This is a genomic window from Ascidiimonas aurantiaca, from assembly GCF_037646345.1.
Classification (GTDB): Bacteria; Bacteroidota; Bacteroidia; order Flavobacteriales; family Flavobacteriaceae; genus Ascidiimonas; species Ascidiimonas aurantiaca.
In genome coordinates this window covers 30,583-56,224 of sequence record NZ_JBBEWR010000007.1, presented here as the reverse complement: position 1 = coordinate 56,224, position 25,642 = coordinate 30,583, and the positions used below count along the sequence as shown (strand labels likewise).

The 25,642-nt window shown below is 38.0% G+C and carries 27 protein-coding genes; 19 read left to right on the top strand and 8 right to left on the bottom strand.

Annotated elements, in window-relative coordinates:
• The first annotated feature begins 15 nt into the window (after positions 1 to 15).
• The 15 genes from WAO84_RS09035 to WAO84_RS08965 all read left to right on the top strand — a co-directional run bounded on the left by WAO84_RS09035 (position 16) and on the right by WAO84_RS08965 (position 12,159).
• The gene (locus WAO84_RS09035) at positions 16 to 1,551 is read left to right on the top strand and encodes a cryptochrome/photolyase family protein (protein ID WP_340065247.1); all 1,536 of its coding nucleotides are present in this window, start codon (positions 16 to 18) and stop codon (positions 1,549 to 1,551) included.
• 167 nt (positions 1,552 to 1,718) lie between these two features.
• Positions 1,719 to 2,582 (top strand): helix-turn-helix domain-containing protein, encoded by an 864-nt coding sequence (locus WAO84_RS09030; RefSeq protein ID WP_340065245.1) that lies wholly within the window; start codon positions 1,719 to 1,721, stop codon positions 2,580 to 2,582.
• 15 nt (positions 2,583 to 2,597) lie between these two features.
• On the top strand, positions 2,598 to 2,999 hold the full coding sequence (locus WAO84_RS09025; protein WP_340065244.1) for a DoxX family membrane protein: 402 nt from the start codon (positions 2,598 to 2,600) through the stop codon (positions 2,997 to 2,999).
• 59 nt (positions 3,000 to 3,058) lie between these two features.
• Positions 3,059 to 3,817 carry an SDR family oxidoreductase gene (locus WAO84_RS09020; RefSeq protein ID WP_340065243.1) on the top strand — a complete coding sequence of 253 codons (759 nt, stop codon included), beginning with the start codon at positions 3,059 to 3,061 and terminating at the stop codon, positions 3,815 to 3,817.
• A gap of 200 nt (positions 3,818 to 4,017) precedes the next feature.
• Entirely contained in the window at positions 4,018 to 4,566 is a 549-nt protein-coding gene (locus WAO84_RS09015; protein WP_340065242.1) for a carboxymuconolactone decarboxylase family protein, read from the top strand.
• 28 nt (positions 4,567 to 4,594) lie between these two features.
• Entirely contained in the window at positions 4,595 to 4,951 is a 357-nt protein-coding gene (locus WAO84_RS09010; RefSeq protein WP_340065241.1) for a hypothetical protein, read from the top strand.
• A 435-nt stretch (positions 4,952 to 5,386) separates the two neighbouring features.
• Positions 5,387 to 6,007 carry a 2Fe-2S iron-sulfur cluster-binding protein gene (locus tag WAO84_RS09005; RefSeq protein WP_340065240.1) on the top strand — a complete coding sequence of 207 codons (621 nt, stop codon included), beginning with the start codon at positions 5,387 to 5,389 and terminating at the stop codon, positions 6,005 to 6,007.
• A 20-nt stretch (positions 6,008 to 6,027) separates the two neighbouring features.
• Positions 6,028 to 6,609: a hypothetical protein gene (locus WAO84_RS09000; RefSeq protein ID WP_340065238.1), complete on the top strand. Its 582-nt coding sequence runs from the start codon at positions 6,028 to 6,030 to the stop codon at positions 6,607 to 6,609.
• A gap of 86 nt (positions 6,610 to 6,695) precedes the next feature.
• Entirely contained in the window at positions 6,696 to 7,208 is a 513-nt protein-coding gene (locus WAO84_RS08995) for a peptidase associated/transthyretin-like domain-containing protein (protein WP_340065237.1), read from the top strand.
• Positions 7,209 to 7,387: 179 nt separating this feature from the next.
• Complete coding sequence (locus tag WAO84_RS08990; RefSeq protein ID WP_340065236.1) at positions 7,388 to 8,743, top strand: hypothetical protein; 1,356 nt, start codon at positions 7,388 to 7,390, stop codon at positions 8,741 to 8,743.
• A gap of 429 nt (positions 8,744 to 9,172) precedes the next feature.
• Entirely contained in the window at positions 9,173 to 9,451 is a 279-nt protein-coding gene (locus tag WAO84_RS08985; RefSeq protein WP_340065234.1) for a hypothetical protein, read from the top strand.
• A 58-nt stretch (positions 9,452 to 9,509) separates the two neighbouring features.
• The gene (locus WAO84_RS08980; RefSeq protein WP_340065232.1) at positions 9,510 to 10,382 is read left to right on the top strand and encodes a M48 family metallopeptidase; all 873 of its coding nucleotides are present in this window, start codon (positions 9,510 to 9,512) and stop codon (positions 10,380 to 10,382) included.
• Entirely contained in the window at positions 10,372 to 10,875 is a 504-nt protein-coding gene (locus tag WAO84_RS08975; RefSeq protein WP_340065231.1) for a stage II sporulation protein M, read from the top strand. Before WAO84_RS08980 ends, WAO84_RS08975 begins: the two co-directional genes overlap by 11 nt.
• A 2-nt stretch (positions 10,876 to 10,877) precedes the next feature.
• Complete coding sequence (locus tag WAO84_RS08970; RefSeq protein WP_340065230.1) at positions 10,878 to 11,459, top strand: hypothetical protein; 582 nt, start codon at positions 10,878 to 10,880, stop codon at positions 11,457 to 11,459.
• 121 nt (positions 11,460 to 11,580) lie between these two features.
• Positions 11,581 to 12,159: a YceI family protein gene (locus WAO84_RS08965; protein ID WP_340065228.1), complete on the top strand. Its 579-nt coding sequence runs from the start codon at positions 11,581 to 11,583 to the stop codon at positions 12,157 to 12,159.
• 391 nt (positions 12,160 to 12,550) lie between these two features.
• Here WAO84_RS08965 and WAO84_RS08960 read toward each other — a convergent pair whose 3' ends face one another.
• On the bottom strand, positions 12,551 to 13,102 hold the full coding sequence (locus WAO84_RS08960; RefSeq protein ID WP_340065226.1) for a ClpP family protease: 552 nt from the start codon (positions 13,100 to 13,102) through the stop codon (positions 12,551 to 12,553).
• A 144-nt stretch (positions 13,103 to 13,246) separates the two neighbouring features.
• On the opposite strand from WAO84_RS08960, the gene WAO84_RS08955 reads away from it, so the two are divergent.
• Positions 13,247 to 13,918: a hypothetical protein gene (locus tag WAO84_RS08955; RefSeq protein ID WP_340065225.1), complete on the top strand. Its 672-nt coding sequence runs from the start codon at positions 13,247 to 13,249 to the stop codon at positions 13,916 to 13,918.
• Between the two features lie 6 nt (positions 13,919 to 13,924).
• Here WAO84_RS08955 and WAO84_RS08950 read toward each other — a convergent pair whose 3' ends face one another.
• Positions 13,925 to 15,088: an MFS transporter gene (locus WAO84_RS08950; RefSeq protein ID WP_340065224.1), complete on the bottom strand. Its 1,164-nt coding sequence runs from the start codon at positions 15,086 to 15,088 to the stop codon at positions 13,925 to 13,927.
• Positions 15,089 to 15,232: 144 nt separating this feature from the next.
• On the opposite strand from WAO84_RS08950, the gene WAO84_RS08945 reads away from it, so the two are divergent.
• Positions 15,233 to 16,579, top strand: coding sequence for an ATP-binding protein (locus WAO84_RS08945; RefSeq protein WP_340065223.1), 1,347 nt, complete (start codon positions 15,233 to 15,235; stop codon positions 16,577 to 16,579).
• Between the two features lie 9 nt (positions 16,580 to 16,588).
• Entirely contained in the window at positions 16,589 to 18,250 is a 1,662-nt protein-coding gene (locus WAO84_RS08940) for an NAD(P)/FAD-dependent oxidoreductase (RefSeq protein WP_340065222.1), read from the top strand.
• Between the two features lie 20 nt (positions 18,251 to 18,270).
• Here WAO84_RS08940 and kynU read toward each other — a convergent pair whose 3' ends face one another.
• The gene (kynU, locus tag WAO84_RS08935) at positions 18,271 to 19,536 is read right to left on the bottom strand and encodes a kynureninase (RefSeq protein ID WP_340065221.1); all 1,266 of its coding nucleotides are present in this window, start codon (positions 19,534 to 19,536) and stop codon (positions 18,271 to 18,273) included.
• Between the two features lie 64 nt (positions 19,537 to 19,600).
• Between kynU and WAO84_RS08930 the strand changes: the two genes are divergently transcribed.
• On the top strand, positions 19,601 to 20,242 hold the full coding sequence (locus WAO84_RS08930) for an O-methyltransferase (protein ID WP_340065219.1): 642 nt from the start codon (positions 19,601 to 19,603) through the stop codon (positions 20,240 to 20,242).
• A gap of 55 nt (positions 20,243 to 20,297) precedes the next feature.
• Here the strand turns inward: WAO84_RS08930 and WAO84_RS08925 are convergent, their stop codons facing one another.
• The 5 genes from WAO84_RS08925 to WAO84_RS08905 form a co-directional block, all read right to left on the bottom strand.
• Positions 20,298 to 21,800 carry a S8 family peptidase gene (locus tag WAO84_RS08925; protein WP_340065218.1) on the bottom strand — a complete coding sequence of 501 codons (1,503 nt, stop codon included), beginning with the start codon at positions 21,798 to 21,800 and terminating at the stop codon, positions 20,298 to 20,300.
• 33 nt (positions 21,801 to 21,833) lie between these two features.
• Entirely contained in the window at positions 21,834 to 22,397 is a 564-nt protein-coding gene (locus WAO84_RS08920; RefSeq protein ID WP_340065217.1) for a phosphatase PAP2 family protein, read from the bottom strand.
• Entirely contained in the window at positions 22,397 to 22,669 is a 273-nt protein-coding gene (locus tag WAO84_RS08915; protein ID WP_340065215.1) for a Sec-independent protein translocase subunit TatA/TatB, read from the bottom strand. The genes WAO84_RS08920 and WAO84_RS08915 overlap by 1 nt, the downstream gene beginning before the upstream one ends.
• Before the next feature lie 108 nt (positions 22,670 to 22,777).
• Positions 22,778 to 25,072: a M1 family metallopeptidase gene (locus tag WAO84_RS08910; RefSeq protein ID WP_340065213.1), complete on the bottom strand. Its 2,295-nt coding sequence runs from the start codon at positions 25,070 to 25,072 to the stop codon at positions 22,778 to 22,780.
• A 63-nt stretch (positions 25,073 to 25,135) separates the two neighbouring features.
• A complete protein-coding gene (locus WAO84_RS08905; protein WP_340065212.1) occupies positions 25,136 to 25,642 on the bottom strand; it encodes a DUF6702 family protein in 507 nt (168 codons plus the stop codon).

Genomic DNA, 25,642 nt, shown 5'->3' with positions numbered 1-25,642 from the left:
CTTAATTAAACAAGCATGAAAAAAACACTAAGGCTCATTTTAGGAGACCAGTTAAATTATCAACATAGTTGGTTTACCAAAGTCGATAGTAATGTAGTGTATTTTATGGCCGAAATGAAACAGGAAGCTGAGTATGTAAAACACCACATTCAGAAAATAGTAGCATTTTTTATGGCTATGCGTCATTTCAAGAACTGGTTAAAAAATCAGGGACATGAGATTATATATTATGAAATTGACCATTTGGAAAGTTCCAAAACACTGTCCTCAATAATAAGTGAGTTGGTCTCTAAATACAATATAGAAGTTTTTGAATATCAGTTACCAGATGAATATCGTCTGGACCAGCAATTAAAAGTAATTTCAAATACTCTGTCCATAAAAACCTCTTATGCAGATACAGAGCACTTCTATACTAACAGGGAAGAACTCGCCAATTTTTTTAAAGGAAAAAAACAACTGTTAATGGAGAGCTTTTATAGGATGATGCGTAAAAAACATGCAATACTTATGCAAGGTGACACACCTATAGGCGGACAATGGAATTTTGACCAAAGTAATCGTAAAAAATGGAAAGGCTCCCCGCAAATACCCACCTCATTTACTTTTAAAAGAGAGATCGCTACTATAATTAATCAATTACAAAAAGCAGAAGTAATCACTTTTGGAAACAGTGATGAGGACGAGTTCTGGTGGCCGGTAAACCGTGAAGAAAGCCTTGACCTCCTTGATTATTTTTGTGAGCATTTATTGATGCATTTTGGGGATTATCAGGACGCTATGCACACCCAGGAAAAATTTCTCTTTCATTCCCGGTTATCTTTTGCACTTAATACCAAGATGCTTACACCAAAAGAAGTTATTCATACTACCGTGCATTACTACGAGCAGCATAAAGACCATATTCATGTCTCTCAGATAGAAGGTTTTGTACGACAAATTTTAGGCTGGAGAGAATATGTAAGAGGTATATACTGGAAAGAGATGCCTGCCTATGAAAAGCTTAATAAACTTGACAATCATAACCCCTTACCCAATTTTTACTGGACCGGCGATACACAGATGAACTGTCTTCAAAAAAGTATCTCGCAAAGTCTGGATCATGCGTATGCTCATCACATTCAGCGATTAATGATTACCGGCAATTTTGCTTTACTTGCTCAAGTTCATCCAGACAAAGTAGATGAATGGTATTTAGGTATATATGCAGATGCTATTCAATGGGTGGAGATCACTAACACACGAGGAATGAGCCAATATGCAGACGGGGGACTATTAGCTACCAAGCCCTATGTTTCAAGCGGAAGCTATATTAATAAAATGAGTAACTACTGTGCATCCTGCAGTTATAATATAAAAGAAAAAATAAGTGAGAACAGTTGTCCGTTTAATTCCTTGTACTGGAACTTTCTCGATGAAAAAAGAGAATTCCTGAAAAATAACCATCGCATGCGAATGATGTATAGTTTGCTTGATAAAATGGATACAGACACTCTCCGGCAGATCAAAAAACGTGCTGAAGATATTATTCAGAACCCAGATCGTTTTTAAAAAAACCATTCAAAATCCAAAGTATCTTTTTTTATCGTATATATTAAAAGTCTTACAATTCTATTTTCCGCTTTATGCGCCTATATATTTTCACTTCTCACCCTCTTTGAAAAACAAAGAGGGTATTTTAATTGTAATGTTCTTCATGTTTTACGGACTAAGGTGACATGGTACATATTTTTAAAGAGTTTTCTACAGATGCTATGCTTAAAATTGCAGATGAAGAATTACTAACCGGTTATGATATACCCAAAGTACTGGATTTATATACGTTTATACGCACCACACATCATTCCATACGTATTGTAGTAGATAGCGTACCCTATGAGATTCCTCCTGATCATATTGTCGCTTTAAATCCTTTACAATACTTCACATATTCTGAAGGAAGCGATGTATTAGTATATCAGTTTAATCGTGAGTTTTATTGCATTAAGGATCATGAAAAGGAAGTGAGTTGTGCCGGGCTTCTCTTTTTTAGTGATACACATATTCCCATTATGCACCTGCCTCCTGCCGCTACTCGTAGTTTTAATCTTCTTCAGGAAGTGTTTCTGGAAGAAATGCAAACGTCTGATACGATCCAGGCAGAAATGTTACGTATGTTAATGGCCCGTTTTATTATTAAATCTACCCGCATATTCAAACAAAAAAATGGTTTTTCAGACAGGTACAAGGTGCATTCCAATATGTTAAGGACTTTTAATATGCTGGTAGAAAACCACTTTAGAGAGGCTCACCAGGTTACTTTTTATGCATCTGCCATGAATAAGTCGCCTAAAACACTCGCAAATACCTTTTCAGAATATGGAAAAAGTCCGCTGCAGATTATCCATAACCGTATCATAGTCGAAGCAAAACGTCTTCTGGTATATTCTCAAAAAACAGGAAAAGAGATCGCGTATGAGTTGGGCTTTGAAGATGCCTCTCATTTTAGCCGACTTTTCAAAAAACACACCGGATGTTCTCCCCTCGCCTTTAAAAAACAAATTCAACCGGAAGCATATATCTATCAAAGTCTGAACCCTTAATACCTAACCAAGAACATGTTAAAAATAAAAACCCTTAAAACATTAACCCCTCTGCTTTTGCGCATGCTCATAGCGGTTATTCTATTACAAACCCTGCGGTTTAAATTTTCGGCTCATCCGGATAGTGTATATATTTTTACTAAAACAGGAATAGAGCCCTACGGACGAATCGCCACGGGAATAGTAGAACTTATTGCTGCAATTTTACTGCTGTTACCCCGTACTATATGGATAGGAGCTCTTATGACCTTGGCGACTATTGGGGGTGCTATTATTATGCACCTAACTCTACTGGGTATAGAAGTTAATAATGACGGCGGCGCCCTCTTTCTAATGGCATTGGTAACTTTTATACTTTCTGCCATTGTGCTTTGGCACTATAAAGAACAAATTCCCTTAATAGCATTTAGCCGTTAAAACCTGTTATTAGAATACAAAAGCTTTTTAATACCTTTAGTGACTTATAATCAAATAATATGTGGCACCTTAAAGGTAAAAAGGCTTTGGTTACGGGAGGCACTAAGGGCATTGGTTGTGCGGTCGTTGAAGAGCTTTTGGCATTAGAAGCATTTGTACTATTTGTAGCCCGTAATAAAAATGCAGTTACTGCTTTAGAAAAAAAATGGCAGAAAAAAGGAAAAACCATCTATGGAATAGCAGCAGATGTATCTTCAACCAAAGACCGGGAACGCATTCTGCAATTTGTTAGCTCCCATTTCAAAACACTCGATATCCTTGTAAATAATGCCGGTATAAACATACGTAAAAAGGCTCTTGAATATACTGAGGACGAATACCAGAAAATTATAGCCGTAAACCTCTTAGCCCCTTTTGAACTAAGCCGTATGTTTTATCCGCTACTCAAAAAGGCACAGGCAGCATCTATTATCAATATTGCTTCTTCTGCAGGTATTCAGGATGTTCGGTCAGGCGCTCCGTATGCTATGGCAAAAGCCGGTATATTACAACAAACACGAAGCCTGGCTACAGAATGGGCCTCAGATGGTATTCGGGTAAATGCCGTTTCACCATGGTACACACAAACCCCGTTGACCCAACCTGTATTTGAACAGAAAGAACGTTTGGATTATATCATTAAACGAACTCCTATGCAAAGAGTAGCACAACCCGAAGAAATAGCCGCTGTGGTTGCTTTTCTTTCTATGGACAAGGCCTCTTACATAACCGGTCAAAATCTTATTGCCGATGGAGGTATGAGCATAAGTGCCCTCTAAAATTCTGTTGTACATATAGTTTTAAATGTCATGAGCTTTTTTTTCGTGAAATATGGCAACACGGGAAAAATTGACAAACTATCGGGAAAAAATACCCTTTATTACCCTTCTGATTCATCGCAACTTTGTACCGTTCAATAGATACAAACCTAATAAGGAGATTGAACAGTAAACTATTAATAACATAAAAATATTATCTGATGAATCATTTTGAAATATTAACCAGAGAAAACGTAAGTGCTCAAAATCAGGCAATTTTTGATAACCTGCAAAGCAAATTAGGTTTCGTACCTAATATCTATGCTACCTATGCGTATTCAGAAAATGCTCTTAAAACGTATTTGGATCTTCAGGGAGCAAAAACTTCATTGAACAATAAGGAAAAAGAAGTGGTAAACCTTGTGGTAAGCCAGGTAAACGAATGTACCTATTGTTTATCTGCCCACACGGCTATTGCCAAAGTAAATGGCTTTACCGAAGAGCAAGTACTCGAATTACGATCTGGGACAGCCCCTTTTGATGAGAAGTTAGACGCACTGGCAGCCCTTGCTAAAAACCTGACCAAGAACAGAGGAAATCTGGACGAGAATATTCTAAATGCATTTTTTAATGCAGGTTATACCAAAGAACATTTTATAGATACCATTGTTCTTGTAGGTGACAAAACCATTACCAACTACCTTCATAAGGCTACCAAAGTAGCCATTGATTTTCCTTTGGCCCCCTCGCTCGAAACCTCAAATGTTTAATATAAATCTTTACTAATAATAATCTGTCATGAAAAAGTTTTTTAGCTCTATTGTAATTATTTTTGCCTTTGTGGCTTCCCTGTCTGCACAGGAAAAAGTGTCTCTAAAACAAACCGAAGGCGAATTTACCCAGAAAGAAGTACGGCTTGCACCCGGCAATTACGTTTTTGAAGTTACCAACGAGGGTGTAGATCGCAAGGTTGGTTTTGTTCTGGCTCCCAAAGGTAAAACTGACCAAAAATATCATATCAAAAATGCGTATTTACAAAAAACCATTGCTAATGGAGAGACCGCAACCTCTAAAGAGGTACTCTTAAAAAAGGGAGAATATGTTTATTTCTGCCCTTTGAACCCTACCCCTCAATACACCTTATTGGTTGAATAAAGGGAATTTAGTTTTTAATCATGGTAAAGGCTTTCTTTTTTCAGGAAAGCCTTTTTTATTATTTAAATTTGTGTTTTGCAGGAAAATTCCTTTTCGAAAAACTTGTTATCCATAAAAAAAGATCATAAACCTGAGCCGGCAAATATGACGGCATGCCTGTATTTAACAGCCTTACCAAAGTATATATGGAAGTACATCCCATATACAGAAAAGTGGAACTCATGCATTATGAAAACACGACAAACCTTGATCTTTTATAAGAGAAAGGGTACTTTAGCTTTATTGCCCTCCCTTTAAAAATATGAGGTGGTACAGGATCTCCCGTAAGAGCTGTTGCAGTGTTTGAAAACAATTAATTTTTTAAGATTTTGACATTGCTTTTTTGAAAGAAAAAACTTTATATGTATTTTTACAAACAACCTAAATCAATATATCATGAAAAATATAAATATCTTTCTATTTACAATCATACTATTTCTTGCTTCATGTAATAATGATACAGAAATTCAGGCAGAAACCACCTCATTAACCTTTGAAGATATTCAGCAAAAGTATAATTTTCCTAAACCCTATACAGAAGCTTCAAAAGAATATATTTTGCAGCAGTTTGAGACTGTAGAAAATTATCACAGCTTTCTTAAAGAGCGTATGATTGAAAAACAGAACAAGACAATTGTATCTCCACACAATAAATCATCTTTACAAGACAGAGATCTCGCATACAACATCTATTTATTAAACAGACAAACAGGTATAGAAACTAAAATAAGGCAGTTTATTTGGGAAACCACTTCCATTTTAGATACAGCAGAAGAATACGGTTTGCAATTACCTTACAATGAGCGGGCAGGTTCCAGCACTACATGCATTGCCTTTTTAACAGATGGCGGTGTTAATCATGAAACAACAACTATTTTATCACAAAGTGATATAGAAAAAGGGTGGCGTTTACCCTGTGTAGCTTATGCAGTTACAGATTGTCGCCTTATTACACATGCAGAAGATGCGTTTTATGACTCATCATGCGGGCTTACATGGCACGGTGAGTGCAGATAATAATGTTAAAACAGTAGAATATGAAGATCACTTTACTTGCGATATGTATTTGCTTAGTTTCATTTGCACAGGAAAAAGAAGAAGAAATCGATTTTTTAACTTATAGCTATAAATACCTGGATCGCGATCACCAAATTACTATTGATTCCCTGACTTTTCAAGAAGGCGTTAAGAAATATAAGTTTATACCAGACAGGATCAGGACGTATAAAGATTCTTTATCTGTTATTGCCATGTTAAACTTTGGTGACTGGAAAAAAGAAAGAAAAGTAGTTGGCAGAATCACATATAGCTGGGAAGCCCTGTCTTATCACCTCTGGATGAACGAAAAAGAAACCGAGAGTTTTGCCAGATCTTTAGGCATTACCCACCCGTGGAGAATGTTTGAATTCCTGAGTTTGGAATCAAATACAAATACTGAAGTCAACACTTTCTTCACACAATTAAAACAAAAAGTCACAAAGCATACCGGCAAAGAGATCCCAACAACAGTTACCAGGAAAAAATTCCTTAATTACGCATTCAGGGTGAATCCCGTACGCATCGAAAAAGCAAAACAATATTTTAAAGAAAAGGGACTCGAAGGCCATTCTCATGAATGACCTTTTTTTAGTAACTTTAAAATATGGCAAAGTATTTTTTAGTTTTCCTTGTATTTTGTTTGGTGAGTTGCACTGTAAACCGTACCATGGCGCCACTCTCCCAAAATGAAGAAAGATTATTGCAAGAATTCCGTTCTTTGCCTATTACAAGTAATCTTATCATTGCCGATATAAATGAACCCGGAGACCCGCTGAACTTATGCCTTACGTTCACAAATGCCGAGACCAGAGAGATCCTCCCCTATCAATTAGTAAAATTTTATCACACCTCATCTGTTGGGAATTATGAACCTACAGATCCCACAGACGAATCTACCGCACGCTTAAACGGGACATCCAGAACAAATACGAACGGACGTATTTTTATAAGTACTATTTTACCAGGTGATTACGGAAGTTCTGCGAACAACCGGCATATTCATACTACCGTTTTTGGTGCTTCTCCCGAAGGGTATGATATTCATTTCAAACAGTATTCGGGAATAATGGGGCGTAACTTTATAAGCAACAGTGACCAGCATTTTCTGGTGAACCTGAAAAAGGATGCCAACGGCACTTTAGTAGGTTTTATAACCATTGAAGTTAAAAACCCGTCTTAACCGGTTTCTGCAATACTTTTTAAACACAATCTCATTTACTACAAATGAGCGGGATCTATTACACCAAATTTAAAATATACGAACAGGTATCCGAAGCATACTTTTTTAACAATTTTTTTCTTACCTTTAAACAGATGTAATACCGATGTATTATACGCATATTGACTGTTATTACCTTAATGAAACTTCATTTAGCAAATAAAAAAAATACAAGCCCTGTTTCTGATAATACAAAACAAACAGGAAAGCAGTATGATAATTCTCTTGTATTTCGTTTTCAGGATAACCGGCACGAAACAAAAAAAATAGCTGCTTTAGAAAACATTGCCGGTAATAGTACCCCTGTACAACGTATAAGACATTTACAAAAAGTAGCTGGTGATTCACAACCTGCTTCGGAAATAAAAAATAGTGTTAATGAAAACCCATATCCGGTTCAACCAAAATTAAAAAAGGAAGGCTCTGTTCAAAAAACAGTTCAATTCATTAGACCCGGAGAAGCCGTACCCACCCAAAGTGAGGAAAGAGAAGCCTATCGTACACAAGAAAACCTGGCTTATGTAGCAGGTCCTGCTGACAAAAAAATTTCAGCTACACCCTCAAGTGAAAACAAAAAACAGCTTAGCACCGCATTAGCCAATACCAGTTTTATAAAGTTTCTACTCCGGTTATTACCCGGTAAGAGTAGTTCTTTTTCTCTTTTTTCACAAGGCACTAAGGAAATTGAAGAGAATTCAGAAGGGCTTACGGTGGCTACAGCATGGGAAAATCTTGTTGCATCCAGTAATATTACTGTCAATTATCATGATGATCTAGGCGGGTATGCCCCTATGGACGATCATGAAGAATCCCTAAAACGCAAAGAGGAAGAAAAAAAGGTAAAATCAATAATGACGGCCAGATTAGTGGCTGCCAATGCTATTATCCATCAAATAGTAGATCCGGTTTTACTGGTAAAAATGCGGCCACCAAAGGTTACAATAATGATGGAACCGCACCAACGGGCTTACCAGGCAGATGATGGTATAAAAATAGCTAATGGTGATGGCATACATCTTATTGTTCATGAAATTGGGCACTATATTGAAAATAATTATCCTAAACTATGGGAAGATGCAGCCATGTTTAGAAGACGAAGAGCCCATGAAGCCGGGAATACCGTAACCGCAGAAGAAAATGATAAAGGCATGGAAGAAGAAGGGCGAATGGCAGGAGCTTATCCGGTAACCGGCAAATATACCTCTAAAATTTATGAAGCTTTGGGAAGCACAGAAGTTGTCTCAATGACTATGGAGTATATGTCCAGTAAAGAAAAACTGAGTAGTCTTTTAAAAGACGACCCTCAACAACTGGGTATTATCTTGCGAAGAATACAACCTAATGATGAAGAATTAGAAGCTGTATTCGATAGATTTCATGAATTTTTCCCGAACTCAGACTCAGACAGAGAAGCTATTGACAAAAGAGAGAGTGAAAGAGAACATATACGCCGATACCCCGATCCTTTAAGAGAACCCTTACTCAAGAAACAGTAACATCCCTGTAAGTTGATCTTACAAAACATAAGCTATGATGTTCCTTCGTTGCTCTTTCAACTCATGTCATTCCAAAACTCTTTTTTATAATCATCATAAGCAATTAACATCATTAATGTTAAAAAACCTTATTTTTTTGCAAAAAATACATTAATTTCTTATCTGATACGCAAAATAATTTCGTATTTCCAAATTCCAAATTTACATTTTATTACATATCTTTCCCACTAGAAGAGTTGAGTATTCGCTAATTAGTGAAGTTCATAAATTACAATTACAAATATATTCTTATATCCGGGCTATAGGTATGGGTTGGCCTCCCTAGTGTCAAAATATGTGAAAGCTGCTAAATGACCCAAAAAATGTGCAGACGAGAAACCGAAAATCGAAAGAGTAGGAAAAAAGTTCAATCTAAAAAATTTTATTATTATGAAAAAGAGACAAGCAATATTCGGATTAATTTTAAGTGCCGGATTTTTATTATGTATGGGAAGTTTTCAAAACAATGCTTCTGCCAAAGCCGGATGGGCCGTTGTAGAAATGATCGATTCTGATACCGAAGCCGGACAGGCAGCCGGACAGGCAGCCGGAGCTACTTTAGGAGCCGGTGGTGCAGCATGGGCCGGAGCCAAAATGGGTGGAAAAATTGGTGCCTTTGTAGGTGGTCCTGTTGGAGTTGCTATAGGTGCCGGACTTGGTGCTCTGTAAATTTTGAGAACTGTACCTCTTTGCCGGCGGCAAAGGGGTACTTTTTAATAGTAATAGTATGCTTGCGTATATACTTGCCGGTTTTGTACTTTACATGACTTTCATGTTAGTTCGAATTGTTCTGGTTTCTATAGTGGCCCTGCACTACAAAGAGCCTATTACAGAACACCTCACTTTAAAGCCAGTAGTTGTTATTGCAGAAGTTTTCTTTTTTTCCATAATTTTTGCATGTGCTTTATGGCTTATAAAAGATTTTATGGCATCATCAGGTATGCAAATTTTGATCGCTATATTCTTTGTCGCTTTGATCCCTTCATATAATTATATCATAACGCCGCTTAAGTATTTATTTTCGGGAAGTAAGTATCGTAAAGATGAAAAACTTACACAGTTCTTAAAAAACTTTAAGTGCCCGTATAATGTTCGTATTATTAAAGGAAATGTTATAAATGCATACGCAACCGGAGTGTTACCCTTTTCAAAGACTATTCTCGTTGGTGAAAATCTCGTAAATAACATGCCGGAAGAAGAAGTACAAAGTATTTTGTTACATGAAGTAGGACATCTAAAAGGTAATCACCTCTTTAAACTATACTTTCTAAATGTAGTGCTTGCTACCTTTTCGTTTTTATTTTTTTTCACGCAACAAAAGGCAATTTTATTTGAACAAATGGGTATTCCGGAGCCAGTCGTAGTTATTATTTCAGGTGTTATTGTTGGGCTTTTGTTTTGGTATTTCCCTGGAAAAATTCAGTATTATTTTGAATACCAGGCAGATCTATATGCTGCAAAGCGTAATGGCGTAAAGCGTATGATCAACGCTTTGCATACTCTGGATAGATTATCAAATGGAGAAGTGTCTAAAGGAGGTATTACGCATCCTACACTCACTAAAAGAATACATTCTATAAAAAGACAGAATGAAAAGTAATATACTCGCTTTGCTGATCATTATTTTCGGGATGGTATTTTACTTTGTCTTTAACTCTGAAATACCAGACACGCCTACTTCCCAGGAGTACCGAATTGATTATGATGACGTAAAGAGTATAAAAACCGGGATTGATCTTCTTGATATTTTTCTTAATAATCTGTTCGTGGGCCTTATGCTTTCGCTATTGGGATTTTTTACAGGTGGCCTACTCACCACACTGGTATTATTCTGGAATGGTTATATTCTTGCTATTGTATATCATATTGGTTTTGAAGTGCTTAGTTTTGATACACTTTTGTATTATTCAAAACATATCCCACTGGAGTTTTTTGCTTTTATATTATTTGCCAATACAGGCTTCAAAGGCTTTTATTTCATAAAAGATATTATACTGAAGAAGAAAATTAACCTTAAAATGCTTCCAAAATTCCAAAAACTGCTTATTCCTACCTGCTTATTATTATTGGCCGCTATTATTGAAGTATTATAACTATGAGAAAAACTGCTGAAAAGAAAATTGCCGAATTTATACAGTTACTATTTATTTATTTTATACTTTCTCTCGCTATAGGAGCCGTTAAGGTATATTATGTAACTGGTATTTTGAATCCAGAGATTATTGAAACGGCTAAGGTCTCCGGGTATGTAAGTCTGATAGTTAGCTCTATCGTCTCAATGATTGTTTTGCTCCTTATAACCGGAATATGTTACTTTGTTATTCAGGTCTTTGATCTAAAAATAAGTACGCCCGTACTTCTGGAAGGTATTAAAACATCTGTAATTGTGTTCATGATCGCAGAACTCGTTAAATTTTCTTTCGTTTTTATCTTTTTAAGGCAGGAAATTCAAACTTTTACTGCTTCTGTAGATATTATGCCCGAATTAAAACTGACACGATGGTATTTTTATGATTCTACCGTTAAATACGCAATGCTCTTAATAGGTACCTTTGCTTTTGGTTTTAAAACCTATGAAATTACACAAGGGCGGTATTTCTTTCACATATTGGTTTTAAGCATGGTTCTTTTGGCCGGGTTTTATGTTTCTACCATAGATCTTTTCGGGGTTTTTTAAAGATTAGTTATCACCACAATGAAATAATTGCTTAGAATTAAGTATCTTTTATGTGAAAACTCAGGGTGCCCGGGTAGCATCAATGTATGTTTTGGTTCTAATTATTTAAATACCTGAGCAAATGGTACGCATTACGCTAATCCTATTCTTTTTCATTATAAGCTGTGTTGCCTCGGTTCAGGCACAGGAATTATACCTCAACCGTGATGTATCCGTCTTAAAAGTCTCCGGCACTTCTACCCTTCACGACTGGACGGTGAATGCAACCCATTATACTGTTGTAACCACTTTTAAAGACCTTTCAGATGTTACCACTCTTAAAGATTTACAGGTTACGGTAGTAAGTAACGGTTTAAAAAGTGGTAAAAAAGGCATGGAAAAAAGTATGTACAGGGCATTACAATCTTCTTTGTTCCCTACTATAAACTTTCAGTTACAGGAAGTCACATCTGTATCAAAGAACGGCGATAACCACTATACCCTAGAATGCAATGGTTATCTTACCACAGCGGGTGTTAAAAAGCCGGTTTCACTATCTCTGCAGATAGAGACAGATACTAACGGCATATGGCTATCAGGGGAAAAACCACTTAAAATGACAGACTATGGTATAAAACCGCCAAAAGCCTTATTGGGTGTAGTAAAGGCAGGTAATGAGGTAGAAGTAAGCTTTAAAGTACGAATGGAAAAACAACGTTAATTCTTCCAATATTTACTCTTCCTATGAGGTATATTTCATAAATAATTTAAAATCTAAGGAATTTCAGGTATTTGTACGCTATTTTTTTGTAATATTTTTCTTTATTTTTAGATAAATCATAAATTAACAAGCTATGAGTACTACCAATCTGCCTTAGGATATCACTAATTATGTTTACAAACCAGGAGGTATTCCTGCAACCACTTCCGGGGAATAACCATTGCAACCCGAAAGTCTGTAGCGCATGCGGGAAGTAGTGCTGTTATTCCTTATAAAAAAATAGAGAAAACATCCTAAAACCTAATTTAACAAAACTCTTCTTTTAAACAAACCTAACAAAAAAACAGCTTTCATTCAGAAAGCCGTTTTCAAATATATTTTCACAAAATCCTTAAGCACCCATAATACCATCTACAATACCATACGTTACTGATTCTTCGGCATCCATCCAGTAATCCCGATTGAAGTCTTTCATAACCTTTTCTACCGTTTGTCCACAATTTTCGGCAAGTATTTTAGCTCCTATTTCCCTGGTTTTTATAATTTCCCGAGCCTGTATTTCAATATTGGAGGCCTGGCCCTGAGCCCCTCCACTAGGCTGGTGGATCATTACTTTTCCATGAGGATACACAAACCTACGGCCTTTTTCACCTGCAGATAACAAAATAGACCCCATAGAAGCTGCCAGCCCCGTACAAACCGTAGAAACCGGGCTCTTAAGGGATTTTAGTGTATCATAAATAGCAAATCCCGAGGTAACATACCCTCCGGGACTGTTTATAATAAGCTGGATCTCATCATTGCTAACAAGGTCCAGGTACAACAAACGGTCAATAACATGTTTTGCAGAATCATCATCTACCTCTCCCCACAAAAATACCTTGCGCTCTTCCAGCAGTTTAGTATCTATAAGGTCTTGTATCTTATCTTTTTTTGTACTCATATTCGTATAAATTTTAGAGGTCTAAAATATAAAAATTTATCCGTTTTTTGTACCCAAAACAGGTATAAAACCAAGATATATACCTCTTCATAAAAGTGACTTGCGTTCATTCTATTTATTTGTACCTTTAACTAAAAAGTATTTATGAGAATTCTCACCGTCTTCCTTCTAATTATAATATTTTCATCCTGTAAAACCGATAAAGGATCAAAAGAAAGTGCTCCTGAAAAACCCTATACGGTACCTGAAAAGATTGCCAGGGCTCATGGTTTTGAAAACTGGAAAAATGTAAAAGAGATCCGGTTTACATTTAATGTGGACAGAGATACCACGCACTTTGAGAGACATTGGCAGTGGAACACCAAAGCCAATGAAGTTACTATGATCCTTGCCGGAGATACCATTTCTTACTCAAGAAATGCGATAGACAGCCTTGCGATGAAAGTGGACCGGGGGTTTATTAATGATAAATTCTGGCTGCTGGCCCCGTTTAACCTTATGTGGGATCAGGGTACTCAATTAGATCATATTGAAACGACAACGGCTCCCATAAGCGGGAAAACCATGCAAAAGCTCACGGTTACATATCCCACAGAAGGAGGATATACCCCGGGAGATGCTTATGATCTCTATTTTGAAGATGATTATCTTATTAAAGAATGGGTGTTTAGAAAAGCAAATACACCGGAACCCTCTTTAATTACCACTTGGGAAAACCACGTTAATTATAACGGAATCTTGATCGCTACAGACCGAAACAAAGATGAGAGTAACTGGAAATTATATTTTACAGATATAGAGGTATTTACTAAATAAAAAATTTTACTTTTTTATTCGGAAACCGGCTAAAAAAGAAATAACGGTAAACAAAAAAAGAGCAATAAAACTAAGCTTTAAGCTACTGGTACGTGCCAGAAAACCAAGAAAAACCGGGCCCAAAAGAAAACCTGCAAAACCAGAACCGGCAACAAAAGATATTCCTTTGGCACTATCTACACCTTTGGTTTTTCCGCCTAACCGGAAAAGCTCAGGTACAATGGCTGATAAGCCCAACCCTACCAGCCCGAATCCAAAAACCGCAAATATTGTAAATTCTAAAAGCACACATAAAAAGCCCAGCCCCCCCAGAAAACTCCCAATAAGTACAATATTCCGGGAACCGTATTTTTGACTTACCTTATCACCTAAAAAGCGGCCCAGTGCCATCATAAAAGAAAAGGCCGTATATCCAAAGCCTATAAAAGTTTTCGAGGCAAGCGACACTTTTTCCAGGTATAAAGCACTCCAGTCAACTATAGCTCCTTCACTTGCCATTACCAAAAACCCTATCACTCCCAGCAAAACCAACGGACGAAAATGTTTCAGGTCAAAGCCGGGTTTTTCAATAATATCAGACTGTATATAAAAATAATTCTTAACTAAAAAAAGATGTACAACCAAACAGATACCTATCACTACCAGTATATGATTTAAGGGCTCATTCACATAGGGGAGAAAAAAAGTACCTATTCCTGCACTTATCATACCTCCCAGACTAAAAAAGCCGTGATTTGCAGACATTATGTGAATGCGGTCTTCCTTTTCAACTTCGGTAACCAGGGTATTCATCGCTATATCAGTAAATCCGGTAGATGCCCCCACCAGATAAAGCCCCGTACATAACATCACATACGTTTGTGCCATAAAAGGCCCTGCAAAACAAAAAATCATCGCCAGTCCGCCAAAAGCAGTAGCACGCCCCACTCCCCACTTTTTAATAAGGTAAGGTGCCATAAAAAGCATTGTAAGCGTTCCCAGTGCCATAAAAAAAACAGCCAGCCCAATGGCTCCTTCATCAATTTGAAGTTGATCTTTTATAGCAGGTATATAGAGCGCCCAGGTACCAAACAATACATTCATGATAAAAAAAACCATAGCCGGAGAAGCATACCTTTTATGAGAAAGGATAAGCATGAAAGAATTCTTACCGTTGTGGTTATGGGCCATATTTTCTGTTTGTTACTAATTTAACAGTTTTGACAAAAGTAGTCGTGCTATTTGCTATTATTATCATTATTTTTATATACAATAAAACGCGTATTTATAATGACAAACAGGCTTCCCATTAGCACCTTCACAAAATTTAATCAATTGCAAAATCTAAAGGGAACGTCTCTGCAGTGGCTGGCAGATCATATGGAGGTTCACAATTTTGAAAAAGGAGATTTTCTTTTCAAAAAAGGAGACCCGGTAGAAAACCTCCATCTTATAGTTTCGGGAGAATTTGAGATCTATTCACAGGAAGAAGGCTCTAAAAAAGCAATAGGTCTTTTACAAAAGGGGGATATCTCAGGGTTGCTTCCTTTCTCACGATTAAAAAATGCTTCCGGCTTTGGAAGAGCCAATATACCGTCTCAGGTGGCTTCACTACACAAAAGCAGGTTTAAGGAAATGATCACCGATCATTATGAACTTACAGAAACTTTTGTTCATGAAATGAACAATCGAATCCGCAGTTTTACACAGGTACAGGTACAAAACGAAAAACTGATTGCTTTAGGGAAAATTGCCGCCGGTCTGGCACATGAGCTAAATAATCCGGCTTCTGCCATGGTGCGAAGTGCGGCTTTGTTACATCAGCACCTGTCATTGCTTCCCGAAGGTTTCAAAGCCGTGATAAAAATAAGGGCTGATGATGCCACTATTGATGCGATCAATGAACTTATGTTCCGAAAAATAAATCAACCCTATGTATATCTTTCCCTCGTGGAACGTGCTGAGCGGGAAGATGCTTTTATGGATTGGTTTGAAAATTGCGAGGTGGGTGACCCGGATGACCTCATTAACCTGCTGGTAGAGTATAACTTTTCTGTAGATGATTTATTGGACATCAAAGACAAACTTCGCAATGAAGATTTTTATCCCATATTACGCTGGATCGTTCAAAACATGACCACCCAAAAAACGGTTTCTGAGATAAGTGAGGCTTCGCAAAGAATAGAAAACCTTATAAAATCAGTAAAATCGTATTCCTATATGGATCGCAACCCTGATTTTCAACCGGTGAGTGTTCATGAGGGTATTCGCAATACACTTACCATTATGAACCATAAACTCGAGAAAGCCGGACATAAGGTTCTCCTTGATCTTGATGAAAATGTAACTACAGTACACGGACTTCCCGGAGAGCTAAACCAAGTATGGACCAATATTATAGATAACGCTATAGATGCTTTACCGCACAAGGGCGGACAACTGGATATTGCCACCAAAAAGACCAATAATTTTGTGATGATTCATATAACAGACAACGGAACAGGAATACCTGAAGATGTTAAAAACCATATTTTTGAGCCTTTTTACACCACCAAAGAAGTAGGAAAGGGCACCGGACTGGGCCTGAGTACCGTAATGAAAATTATGCAACATCATAAAGGAGAAATAAAAGTACAATCGGCTCCCGGTCAAACGGTAGTTGAGTTATGCTTTCCTATTTAGAAAAACACTATGAAAAAACCCGTTATTTTTGTTATTGATGACGATATCCAGGTGCTTAGGGCCTTAGTGGCCGATTTACGATCCCGCTATCGAAACGATTATCGTATTATATATACCGACTCGGGTAAAGAAGCACTCGAGGCACTCACCAGCCTTAAAAACCGGGGAGAAGACGTAGCCCTCTTTATTTCAGATCAACGTATGCCAGAAATTACCGGTGTTGATTTTCTCGAACAGGCCTTCAAAACTTTTCCTGCTTCCAAAAGAGTATTGTTAACCGCTTATTCTGACACCAATGCAGCCATCAAAGCCATAAATGAGGTACAACTTGATTATTATTTACTCAAACCCTGGAATCCGCCCGAAGAAAAATTGTATCCCGTAATAGATGATTTGCTGGAAGCGTGGCTGGCCTCATTTATACCCGAGTTTCACGGATTGCGAATAATAGGCTATCCATTTTCACCAAAAACCCACATCCTTAAAGACTTTCTATCAGGTAATCTCTTTCCCTATCAGTATCTGGATATTACCAATAATACCACTGCTCAGGAGCTTACACAACAAAATGAAATTACTACAAAAGAATTACCGGCTGTTTTTTTTGATGATGGTTCCTTTCTTAAAGACCCTACTTTGGTACAACTGGCAGAGAAAATAGGCCTTAAAGTGAAAGCCCTCGAATCATTATATGACGTAGTCATTGTAGGGGCGGGACCTGCCGGTCTTGCTGCTGCCGTATATGGAGGTTCTGAGGGGTTGAAAACGCTTCTTATCGACAGAAAAGCACCCGGAGGACAAGCGGGCACCAGTTCCCGTATTGAAAACTATTTAGGGTTTCCCAACGGGCTCAGCGGTCAGGATCTTACCCGAAGAGCTATTACCCAGGCTACACGTTTCGGTATAGAATTTCTGTCGCCCGTAGAAGTATCCGGAATAGACTCTTTAGAAGGGTATAAAATACTTCACATCTCAGATGGGAGTACCATAAAAACCAAAACAGTTGTCATTGCTACGGGAGTAGATTATAGAAAACTGGAAAACAAGAGTATGGAAACCTTAACCGGCGCAGGTATTTATTACGGAGCTGCTACGACAGAGGCTCATATTTGTCAGGGTAAAGATGTTTTTATAGTAGGAGGCGGTAACAGTGCGGGTCAGGGAGCCGTTTATCTTAGCAAATTTGCCAGAAAAGTATCCATCGTAATACGTCGTAAAGACCTGTCTAACAGTATGTCTCAATATCTTATTGATCAGATAGATGCCATTGACAATATTGTTTTACGCCCTAATAGTGAAATCATAGAAACTATAGGTGAATCACATCTTGAAAAGGTAGTAATTAAAGATCGAGTAACCGGTGAAAACAGTACCGAAAATGCTACGGCCATGTTTATTTTTATAGGTGCCAGACCCTACACACAATGGACAGGAAACCTTTTATTAAAAGACAATAAAGGATTTCTGGTAACCGGTAGAGGTATTAAGGAACACAATGAAGGAGCCAAAACCTGGAAAAAACCCCAGGAGCCTTATTTACTGGAGACCAGCATGCCCGGTATCTTTGCTGCCGGAGATGTTCGCAGTGGTGCCATGAACCGTATAGCTTCAGCCGTAGGGGAAGGAGCCATGGCTATAAGCCTGGTTCATAAATACCTTTCCGAAAACTGATTTTTAAAACAACTCCCTGTTTAAGATCGGAGCGCCTGTTTCAATATCTCTCCAAACCGGTACATATCCTCAAATGAGCAATAAAAAGGTGCCGGTGCCAGGCGTATGACATTCGGTTCACGCCAATCGGTAACAACTCCTTGTTTCATGAGATAATCAAAAACGGAACGGCCGTGACCATGAAGAAAAACCGAAAGCTGACACCCTCTTTCCTCTGGAGTAATGATCTCAAAATGAGCTTCTGCTTCTTTAGCTGTTTCCCGAAGTATATACTCCAGATATGCGGTAAGCAGTTTACTTTTTTCAATGAGCGCCTCCATTCCCACTTCTTCAAAAAGTTCCAGTGATGCCAGATAAGGAGCTATTGCTAAAATAGGAGCATTACTCAATTGCCAAGCTTCTGCACCCGGCATAGGGTCAAATTCCGGTTCCATAAGAAACCTCCGCTCTTTATTGTGCCCCCACCAGCCCTCAAACCGGGGTATCTCCTTTAGTCCGTGATATCTTTCATGAATAAACACCCCGGAAGCATTGCCCGGGCCACTATTCATATACTTATAACTGCACCATGATGCAAAGTCAACATTCCAGTCATGCAATTGCAAATGTACATTCCCTGCCGCATGTGCCAGGTCCCAACCTACTTTTGCTCCCTGCTGTTGCCCCGCACGGGTAATGGTTTTCATGTCAAAAACCTGACCATTGTAATAGTTTACGCCTCCAATTAATACCAAGGCTAAAGTATCACCCAACTCTTCTATTTTGGTAAGAATATCTTCTGTACGCCAAAAGTGCTCTCCCTCTCTTTTTTTTACCTCTACAATGGCTTCTTTGGGATCTAAACCGTGAAACCGAACCTGACTGGCCAACATATACTGATCTGACGGAAACGCTTTTTCTTCACACAGTATTTTAAAACGTGTTCCCTCAGGACGATAGAATGATACCATTAACAAATGCAAATTCACTGTTAAGGTATTCATTACTGTGATTTCATTAGGTAATGCCCCCACTACCGAGGCAAGGGGTTTTGCCAGCCTTTCATGGTAATCCCACCAGGGTTTCTCTGCATAAAAATGTCCTTCAACTGCCAGTGAGGCCCAGTCTCGCATAACATCATTAACAAACCCCGCTGTACGCTTGGGTTGTAATCCCAGAGAGTTTCCGGTGAAATAAATCACTTCTTTTTGGTTTACCTCGGGAAAGATAAATTCTTTTCGATACGCTCTTAAAGCATCTTTTTTATCTAACCCTCTTGCAAAAGCAAGTGCATTTTCAAATTGCATTCTTTTTCAGTTTTGCTCAAAAATAAGCATTCAATTTTAACTATTTTTGTAAAAAACTTATGCTATGCACTTTTTATCTGAAGATCTCGAAAATTATGTAGCTCAACATTCCCAATCAGAACCTGAACTGCTCAGAGAGTTATCTCGTGAAACTCATCTCAAAGTTTTACAACCGCGTATGCTAAGTGGTCATCTTCAGGGAAGAGTTCTCAGTATGTTATCAAAATTGATCCGCCCGGAATGTATTCTTGAAATTGGCACCTATACCGGTTATTCGGCCATATGCCTTGCAGAAGGATTACTTCCTACCGGGAAATTACACACGCTGGATATTAATGAAGAATTGCACGATTTGCAACGCAGTTATTTTGATCGCAGCGCATTTGGAAAACAAATTATACAACATGTGGGAAATGCACTGGATATCATACCTTCACTCAACCTGAAGTTTGATATTGTATTTATTGATGCCGATAAAGAAAATTATGCTAATTACTTCGATCTTGTCATCGAGAAAATGAATACGGGTGGTATTATACTTTCTGATAATGTATTGTGGAGCGGCAAAGTTATTGAGAAAGTCAAACCCAATGATAAAAGTACAAAAGCATTGATTGCCTATAACAAAAAACTGATAGAAGACCCCAGAGTAGAAACCGTCTTACTACCTATACGCGATGGTCTCAGTTTATGCAGAGTACTATAATGAATAAAGGCCGGTATTCAATATATACCGGCCTTTTCTTTACTTAAAATCTTGTTTATCTTACTGCTTTGAGGGCATCTATGTTCCCCCAGCCAAAATCACCGTTACGATTTGGGTAAAACTCGGCCGACTGAATAAGCTTATTAAGAACCTGGGTGCGGTTCCATGAGGGATTTCGGGACCAGACCAAAGCCGCAATTCCTGCGGTAGTTGCTGTGGCTACCGATGAGCCGCCTACATAATCTGTCTGGTTTTCACCAAATCCAAGAATGGGGATATGATTATTATTATCGCGTTCCATGCTCACAGTAAAGTCTATTTTGCTCCCTTTATGACAGGTATCACACTCGCGGTATCGCCCCTCCTCTATTCCCGTTACAGCTACCGTTTCATTCATAGATGCCGGAAAAATAACTCCCACAAAATTGGTGAAACTTGTAGAAGTACCTCCGGCACAAAAAATAAGCTTTCCTCTGCTATGCGCATATCGAATAGCATCTGCTATTCTCCCTACAGAAAAAATATGCCCCATAGACATTGAGATGATTTTTACATCACTTCGGTTGGCAAGTGAGGTAAAAGCACTGGCTACGCCTCTTTGTTCATGATACCCATCCAGTACCACGTTAGACGCGGCCCGGTAAGAAACCAGATTAGCATTGTAAGCTACACCCACAGGTTTACCATTATCATTACGAGGGGCTACTGCTACCGAGATCATGCTCGTTCCATGACCACATTGATCGTTAGGTCCATCCGTTTGAGAAGACCACGGCCAGACAGAATCTACAAAAGTACCGTACTTTTGAACAAAACGTCCCGATGAAAACCCATCATTAAAAGCATTGCCTAACAACGAATTGGAAGGGGTTATGCCTGTATCTACTATTCCTATGGTAATCCCGCTTCCTGTAGCGTATGACCAGGCCTGAGGAATGTTATGAATGTCAAAAGACCACGGCACTTTGGCATTTGGAGTTATGGTACGATAATCATTACTGTTAAGTGCTTCAGCTTCCGTTCCACAACCCGAACCACCCCCTTTTGCCTGCTCGTTTTGAAAATAGCGATATCCCGCAGGTTCCAGGTACCGTACTCCTTCGCTCTCTCTTAAACGCTCAATAGTCTCCAGGCTGGTAACATTTACATCAAGCAGTGTGAGTGTCTCATCTTCAAAGAATACCTGGTTTTTTTTATTGTTTTCAGACCAATTTTCAGCTTCCGAAATGGTTGCCAGTAAATCTGATTTTATTTTATCCTGGCCGGGACTATCCTGTCGTTGAAATGCATTTTCAGAATTGCCATACCCTACAGTGAGAATGTTTTCACCTCTTACTACCGCACTCCACAATAAGTGATTAGAAGCTTCGCTCCAGTCAAATCTTCCGTTGAGTTCAAGAGCTTTATCAATAGCACTGTTTATCTCTGCTTTCGTAAGTGGCTCTTGTTGATTGGGTACATTCCCTTCCTCAAAAGGAGTTACTACTTCCATATCATTGGAACATGAATACATTACAAATACGGATATAGCTATCCCGTAAAAAAGTTGCTTTTTCATTTTTTAAAAGATTGATTAATAAAAAGAAATATACTAATTTTTCTTATACGAATTGTAGTATTTATCGTGTAATCGATAAAAAGCCAAGCCTATGAGCGTTCCTATAATTGTTCCGGTCAGTATATCTATCGGGTAGTGCACACCCACGAAGATCCTGCTAAGAGAAAAAAGTACCGGCCATATGAATAGCAACACAGCATATTTAGTTTTCTTTTTTAAAAATAAGAACAGTACCATGGTAACTGAAAATGAATTGGAAGCATGGCCTGAGAAAAAGCTATAATCAGAAGGCGTCTGTAATACACGAATAAGTGTTTTAAGGGCCGGTTCATTATTAGGACGTAACCGGGAAGTAAATTCTTTTACTGCTTCTGTGAACAATAAGGTAAATCCCAGGGCAACAAACACAGTTATGGTAATAAAAACGGCTTCCTTTTTAGGGTACAACCTAAAAACCAAAAAAATAAAGATAAGAAAAAGCGGGATCCAGGTAGTTATTTGCGTGACCAGTACCCAGAAAGTATCGAAGCTCTCACCGCTTAGCTGATTGAGATAAATAAATAAAGATCTGTCGTATTCCAGTATCTTTTCTATCATTAAAGATTGCGTTTGATAGAACCTGTAAGATCATCTATATCTTCTTTAACCTTTTTTATCTCTTCGTTTACCCCATCTGTAAGACTACTGTCTATACCCTGCTTCTCTGCACTTTTTTGTATTTCGTGCTTTATGTCATTAGTGGCATTGCGAAGCTGACGCATACCTTTCCCAAGGCCTCTGGCTATTTCAGGTATTTTATCTGACCCAAAAACCATAACCACAATTAAAAGTATAAATAGTATTTCTCCTCCGCTAATGAATAAAAACATACGTAAAACTATCTTAACCGCTTGTACAAATATAAGGAAGTTTGAGTCGCTTACATAAAAAAAGCCGACTTGTTGAGTCGGCTTTTACAGAGAATTACAAAAATTATATTATCCTTTTACTTTTTCTTTAAACTGGTCAAACTCTGATTTGGCATCTTTACGCGGCCATTCATTATTAGATGTATCAATATCTGCAGTTTTTTCATCAGGGTCAACGATCACACTTTTCAATACTTTATTTGATGCCAGTACTTTTATAACCTCTTTGTCACTGAGTCTCCAAACCTGAGGCGGATAAGTGATTCTCTCTTTACTGCCGTCCTCATATACATATTCTACGATTAGCGGCATAGGGATCCCACCGGGTTTTTCAAAAGTAATTTCATAAAAATAGCTGGGTACTTTTATATTGGCACGCTCTTCGGCTGAAAAATTATCCTGAATATATTCATCTAGGCTCTTAGATAATCCCAAAGCCCCCTTTTCCTTACTTTCTTTGTAGTCATCACTTCCCTCCTGCACATAATATACCAATGGAGGGAGGTCTGCTTCGGTAATGTTATATCTCGCCATATACTCTTTGGCTCTTGTATTGGGAATAGAGGAAACATATAGTTTTTTGAGATCTTTTACGCCTATATCTACATAATCAGTGCTGAAGAACCAGGATCTCCAGAACCAGTCAAGATCTATTGCAGAGGCATCTTCCATAGTACGGAAAAAGTCTTCGGGAGTGGGATGTTTGAATTTCCATCTTTCAGAGTATGTACGAAATGCATGGTCAAATAATTCGGGGCCCATAATGGTCTCACGAAGTATGTTCAAACCTGTAGCTGGTTTGGCATACGCGTTACTCCCAAAATTATAAATGTTCTCTGAGTTGGACATAATAGGCGACAGGAAGTTTTGATCTCCAGACATATAAGGAACTATATTTTTGGCAGGGCCTCTTCGGGAAGGATACTCTTCCAGGTCAGGTAAATATTTTTTCTGGAAATCCTGCTCAGCAAGGTACTGCATAAACGTATTAAGTCCTTCATCCATCCATGTCCACTGGCGTTCATCTGAGTTCACGATCATGGGGAAGAAGTTATGCCCTACCTCATGAATAATTACACTGATCATCCCGTATTTGGTTCGGTCAGAATATTTTCCTTCCTCATTGGGCCTTCCATAGTTCCAGCATATCATGGGGTACTCCATACCCTGGTTTTTGGAATGTACGGAAATAGCCTTGTGATAGGGGTAATCAAAGGTAAATCTTGAATAGGTTTCCAGGGTACTTGCTACAGCCTTTGTAGAAAATTCTTCCCATAAGGGGTTTCCTTCTTTAGGATACATGGATACCGCCATTACTTTTTTACCATTAATGTCAACGGCCATCATGTCGTAAATAAACTTTCTGGAAGAGGCAAAAGCAAAGTCACGTACATTTTCGGCCTTGAACTTCCAGGTATTTTTCTTTTTTGCAAAAGATCTTTCTTTTTCTTCAGCTTCTTCCTGTGTTACAATAAGAACAGGTTCATCGTATGAATTTAATGCTTTTTTGTAACGCTTCATCATTTCTTTGGAGAAAACATCTTCTCTATTCTGAAGGACTCCTGTGGCATCTAAAACATGATCGGCCGGTACGGTTATGTTTACCTCATAATTTCCAAAAGGAAGTGCAAATTCACCACGCCCCCAGAATTGGATATTCTGCCATCCTTCTACATCATTATACACACACATTCTGGGAAAGAACTGTGCAATGATGTACAGGTTATTACCGTCTTTTTCAAAATGTTCATACCCGCTTCTCGCTCTGTTTACCACATGGTTATTAACATTATACCACCACTTGATACTGAAAGTAATTTTCTCGCCGGGAGCCAGTGCTTCCGGTAGATTAATACGCATCATAGTCTGATTTATGGTATAATCCATCATTTTACCTTTGGCATCTTTTACGTGTTCTATTTTAAAACCGCCATCAAAAGGTTCTTTTAAATGTTTGGAGGAAAACTCGCTTGCTGTTTCGGCAGAAGCAGCACTACTTGAAGAAATAAGTGGTGTTTTGGAGTCTTTAGCACGTACATTTTGGTCTAACTGTACCCATAAGAATTCAAGATAATCTTTAGAATTGTTATGGTAGGTTATGGTTTCATCTCCATACAGCTTTTGGGTCTCATCATCCAGTACAATATCCATTTTATAGTCTGCTTGTTGCTGGTAATAAGAAGGTCCCGGTGCTCCGGAAGCCGTACGAAATAAATTGGGAGTAGAAAACTCCTGATACATTTGACGAAAACGGTTGTTGTTAATATGCCCCGGTTCACGCTCTGGAGTTTTCTCTTCCTGAGCATACAGAATACCCGAAGGAACCATTAACATACATAGTACGTAAAGTTTTAATCGATTCATTGTTGCTTAGTTGAATTAAAATTTGTGAAAATTAGCTATTTTTCAAGACCTATTACCAAAAGGTTAAAAGTTTAACAATCCTTTATCATTTCCTTTAACAAACACAAAACTTTTAGCTTTATCCGGCAACCTGAAATGAACTATGTTTTGTTGTTCTTCAAAAATTTCATACAAAATACGATTGGTAATCACAATTGTTTTTAAACGCTTATATCTTACATTTTCAATTTCCATATAGCACTTAACTACATCAACATCATAGGTTTTCCCTATATATTTGATCTCTGCGGGCTTTCCATTAATGGTTACCGAAAGTTTGTCTTCAAGGTATTTTTTTATATAGCTATCTATATCCTTATGTTCCTGCTCTGTCATAAGATGTGCTTTGATACCGTAACGCTCTTCCAGCGACTTTTCAAAGTCATCAATAAAAATACGGGTAATCATTTGGAGAGAACGGCTCTCTTCAGAATAACGTACTTCGGTTACACTTAAATAAAATTTATGTAGCCCCGCACTAACTAAAAACGGAACAAGAAAAAATATACTTGCTTTTGCTAAAAAATGCAT

Excerpts from the sequence above, each read along its gene's own strand:
- WAO84_RS09035 (WP_340065247.1), top strand. The coding sequence starts at position 16 with ATGAAAAAAACACTAAGGCTCATTTTAGGAGACCAGTTAAATTATCAA.
- WAO84_RS09030 (WP_340065245.1), top strand. The coding sequence starts at position 1,719 with ATGGTACATATTTTTAAAGAGTTTTCTACAGATGCTATGCTTAAAATT.
- WAO84_RS09025 (WP_340065244.1), top strand. The coding sequence starts at position 2,598 with ATGTTAAAAATAAAAACCCTTAAAACATTAACCCCTCTGCTTTTGCGC.
- WAO84_RS09020 (WP_340065243.1), top strand. The coding sequence starts at position 3,059 with ATGTGGCACCTTAAAGGTAAAAAGGCTTTGGTTACGGGAGGCACTAAG.
- WAO84_RS09015 (WP_340065242.1), top strand. The coding sequence starts at position 4,018 with ATGAATCATTTTGAAATATTAACCAGAGAAAACGTAAGTGCTCAAAAT.
- WAO84_RS09010 (WP_340065241.1), top strand. The coding sequence starts at position 4,595 with ATGAAAAAGTTTTTTAGCTCTATTGTAATTATTTTTGCCTTTGTGGCT.
- WAO84_RS09005 (WP_340065240.1), top strand. The coding sequence starts at position 5,387 with ATGAAAAATATAAATATCTTTCTATTTACAATCATACTATTTCTTGCT.
- WAO84_RS09000 (WP_340065238.1), top strand. The coding sequence starts at position 6,028 with ATGAAGATCACTTTACTTGCGATATGTATTTGCTTAGTTTCATTTGCA.
- WAO84_RS08995 (WP_340065237.1), top strand. The coding sequence starts at position 6,696 with ATGGCGCCACTCTCCCAAAATGAAGAAAGATTATTGCAAGAATTCCGT.
- WAO84_RS08990 (WP_340065236.1), top strand. The coding sequence starts at position 7,388 with ATGAAACTTCATTTAGCAAATAAAAAAAATACAAGCCCTGTTTCTGAT.
- WAO84_RS08985 (WP_340065234.1), top strand. The coding sequence starts at position 9,173 with ATGAAAAAGAGACAAGCAATATTCGGATTAATTTTAAGTGCCGGATTT.
- WAO84_RS08980 (WP_340065232.1), top strand. The coding sequence starts at position 9,510 with ATGCTTGCGTATATACTTGCCGGTTTTGTACTTTACATGACTTTCATG.
- WAO84_RS08975 (WP_340065231.1), top strand. The coding sequence starts at position 10,372 with ATGAAAAGTAATATACTCGCTTTGCTGATCATTATTTTCGGGATGGTA.
- WAO84_RS08970 (WP_340065230.1), top strand. The coding sequence starts at position 10,878 with ATGAGAAAAACTGCTGAAAAGAAAATTGCCGAATTTATACAGTTACTA.
- WAO84_RS08965 (WP_340065228.1), top strand. The coding sequence starts at position 11,581 with ATGGTACGCATTACGCTAATCCTATTCTTTTTCATTATAAGCTGTGTT.
- WAO84_RS08960 (WP_340065226.1), bottom strand. The coding sequence starts at position 13,102 with ATGAGTACAAAAAAAGATAAGATACAAGACCTTATAGATACTAAACTG.
- WAO84_RS08955 (WP_340065225.1), top strand. The coding sequence starts at position 13,247 with ATGAGAATTCTCACCGTCTTCCTTCTAATTATAATATTTTCATCCTGT.
- WAO84_RS08950 (WP_340065224.1), bottom strand. The coding sequence starts at position 15,088 with ATGGCCCATAACCACAACGGTAAGAATTCTTTCATGCTTATCCTTTCT.
- WAO84_RS08940 (WP_340065222.1), top strand. The coding sequence starts at position 16,589 with ATGAAAAAACCCGTTATTTTTGTTATTGATGACGATATCCAGGTGCTT.
- kynU (WP_340065221.1), bottom strand. The coding sequence starts at position 19,536 with ATGCAATTTGAAAATGCACTTGCTTTTGCAAGAGGGTTAGATAAAAAA.
- WAO84_RS08930 (WP_340065219.1), top strand. The coding sequence starts at position 19,601 with ATGCACTTTTTATCTGAAGATCTCGAAAATTATGTAGCTCAACATTCC.
- WAO84_RS08925 (WP_340065218.1), bottom strand. The coding sequence starts at position 21,800 with ATGAAAAAGCAACTTTTTTACGGGATAGCTATATCCGTATTTGTAATG.
- WAO84_RS08920 (WP_340065217.1), bottom strand. The coding sequence starts at position 22,397 with ATGATAGAAAAGATACTGGAATACGACAGATCTTTATTTATTTATCTC.
- WAO84_RS08915 (WP_340065215.1), bottom strand. The coding sequence starts at position 22,669 with ATGTTTTTATTCATTAGCGGAGGAGAAATACTATTTATACTTTTAATT.
- WAO84_RS08910 (WP_340065213.1), bottom strand. The coding sequence starts at position 25,072 with ATGAATCGATTAAAACTTTACGTACTATGTATGTTAATGGTTCCTTCG.
- WAO84_RS08905 (WP_340065212.1), bottom strand. The coding sequence starts at position 25,642 with ATGCATTTTTTAGCAAAAGCAAGTATATTTTTTCTTGTTCCGTTTTTA.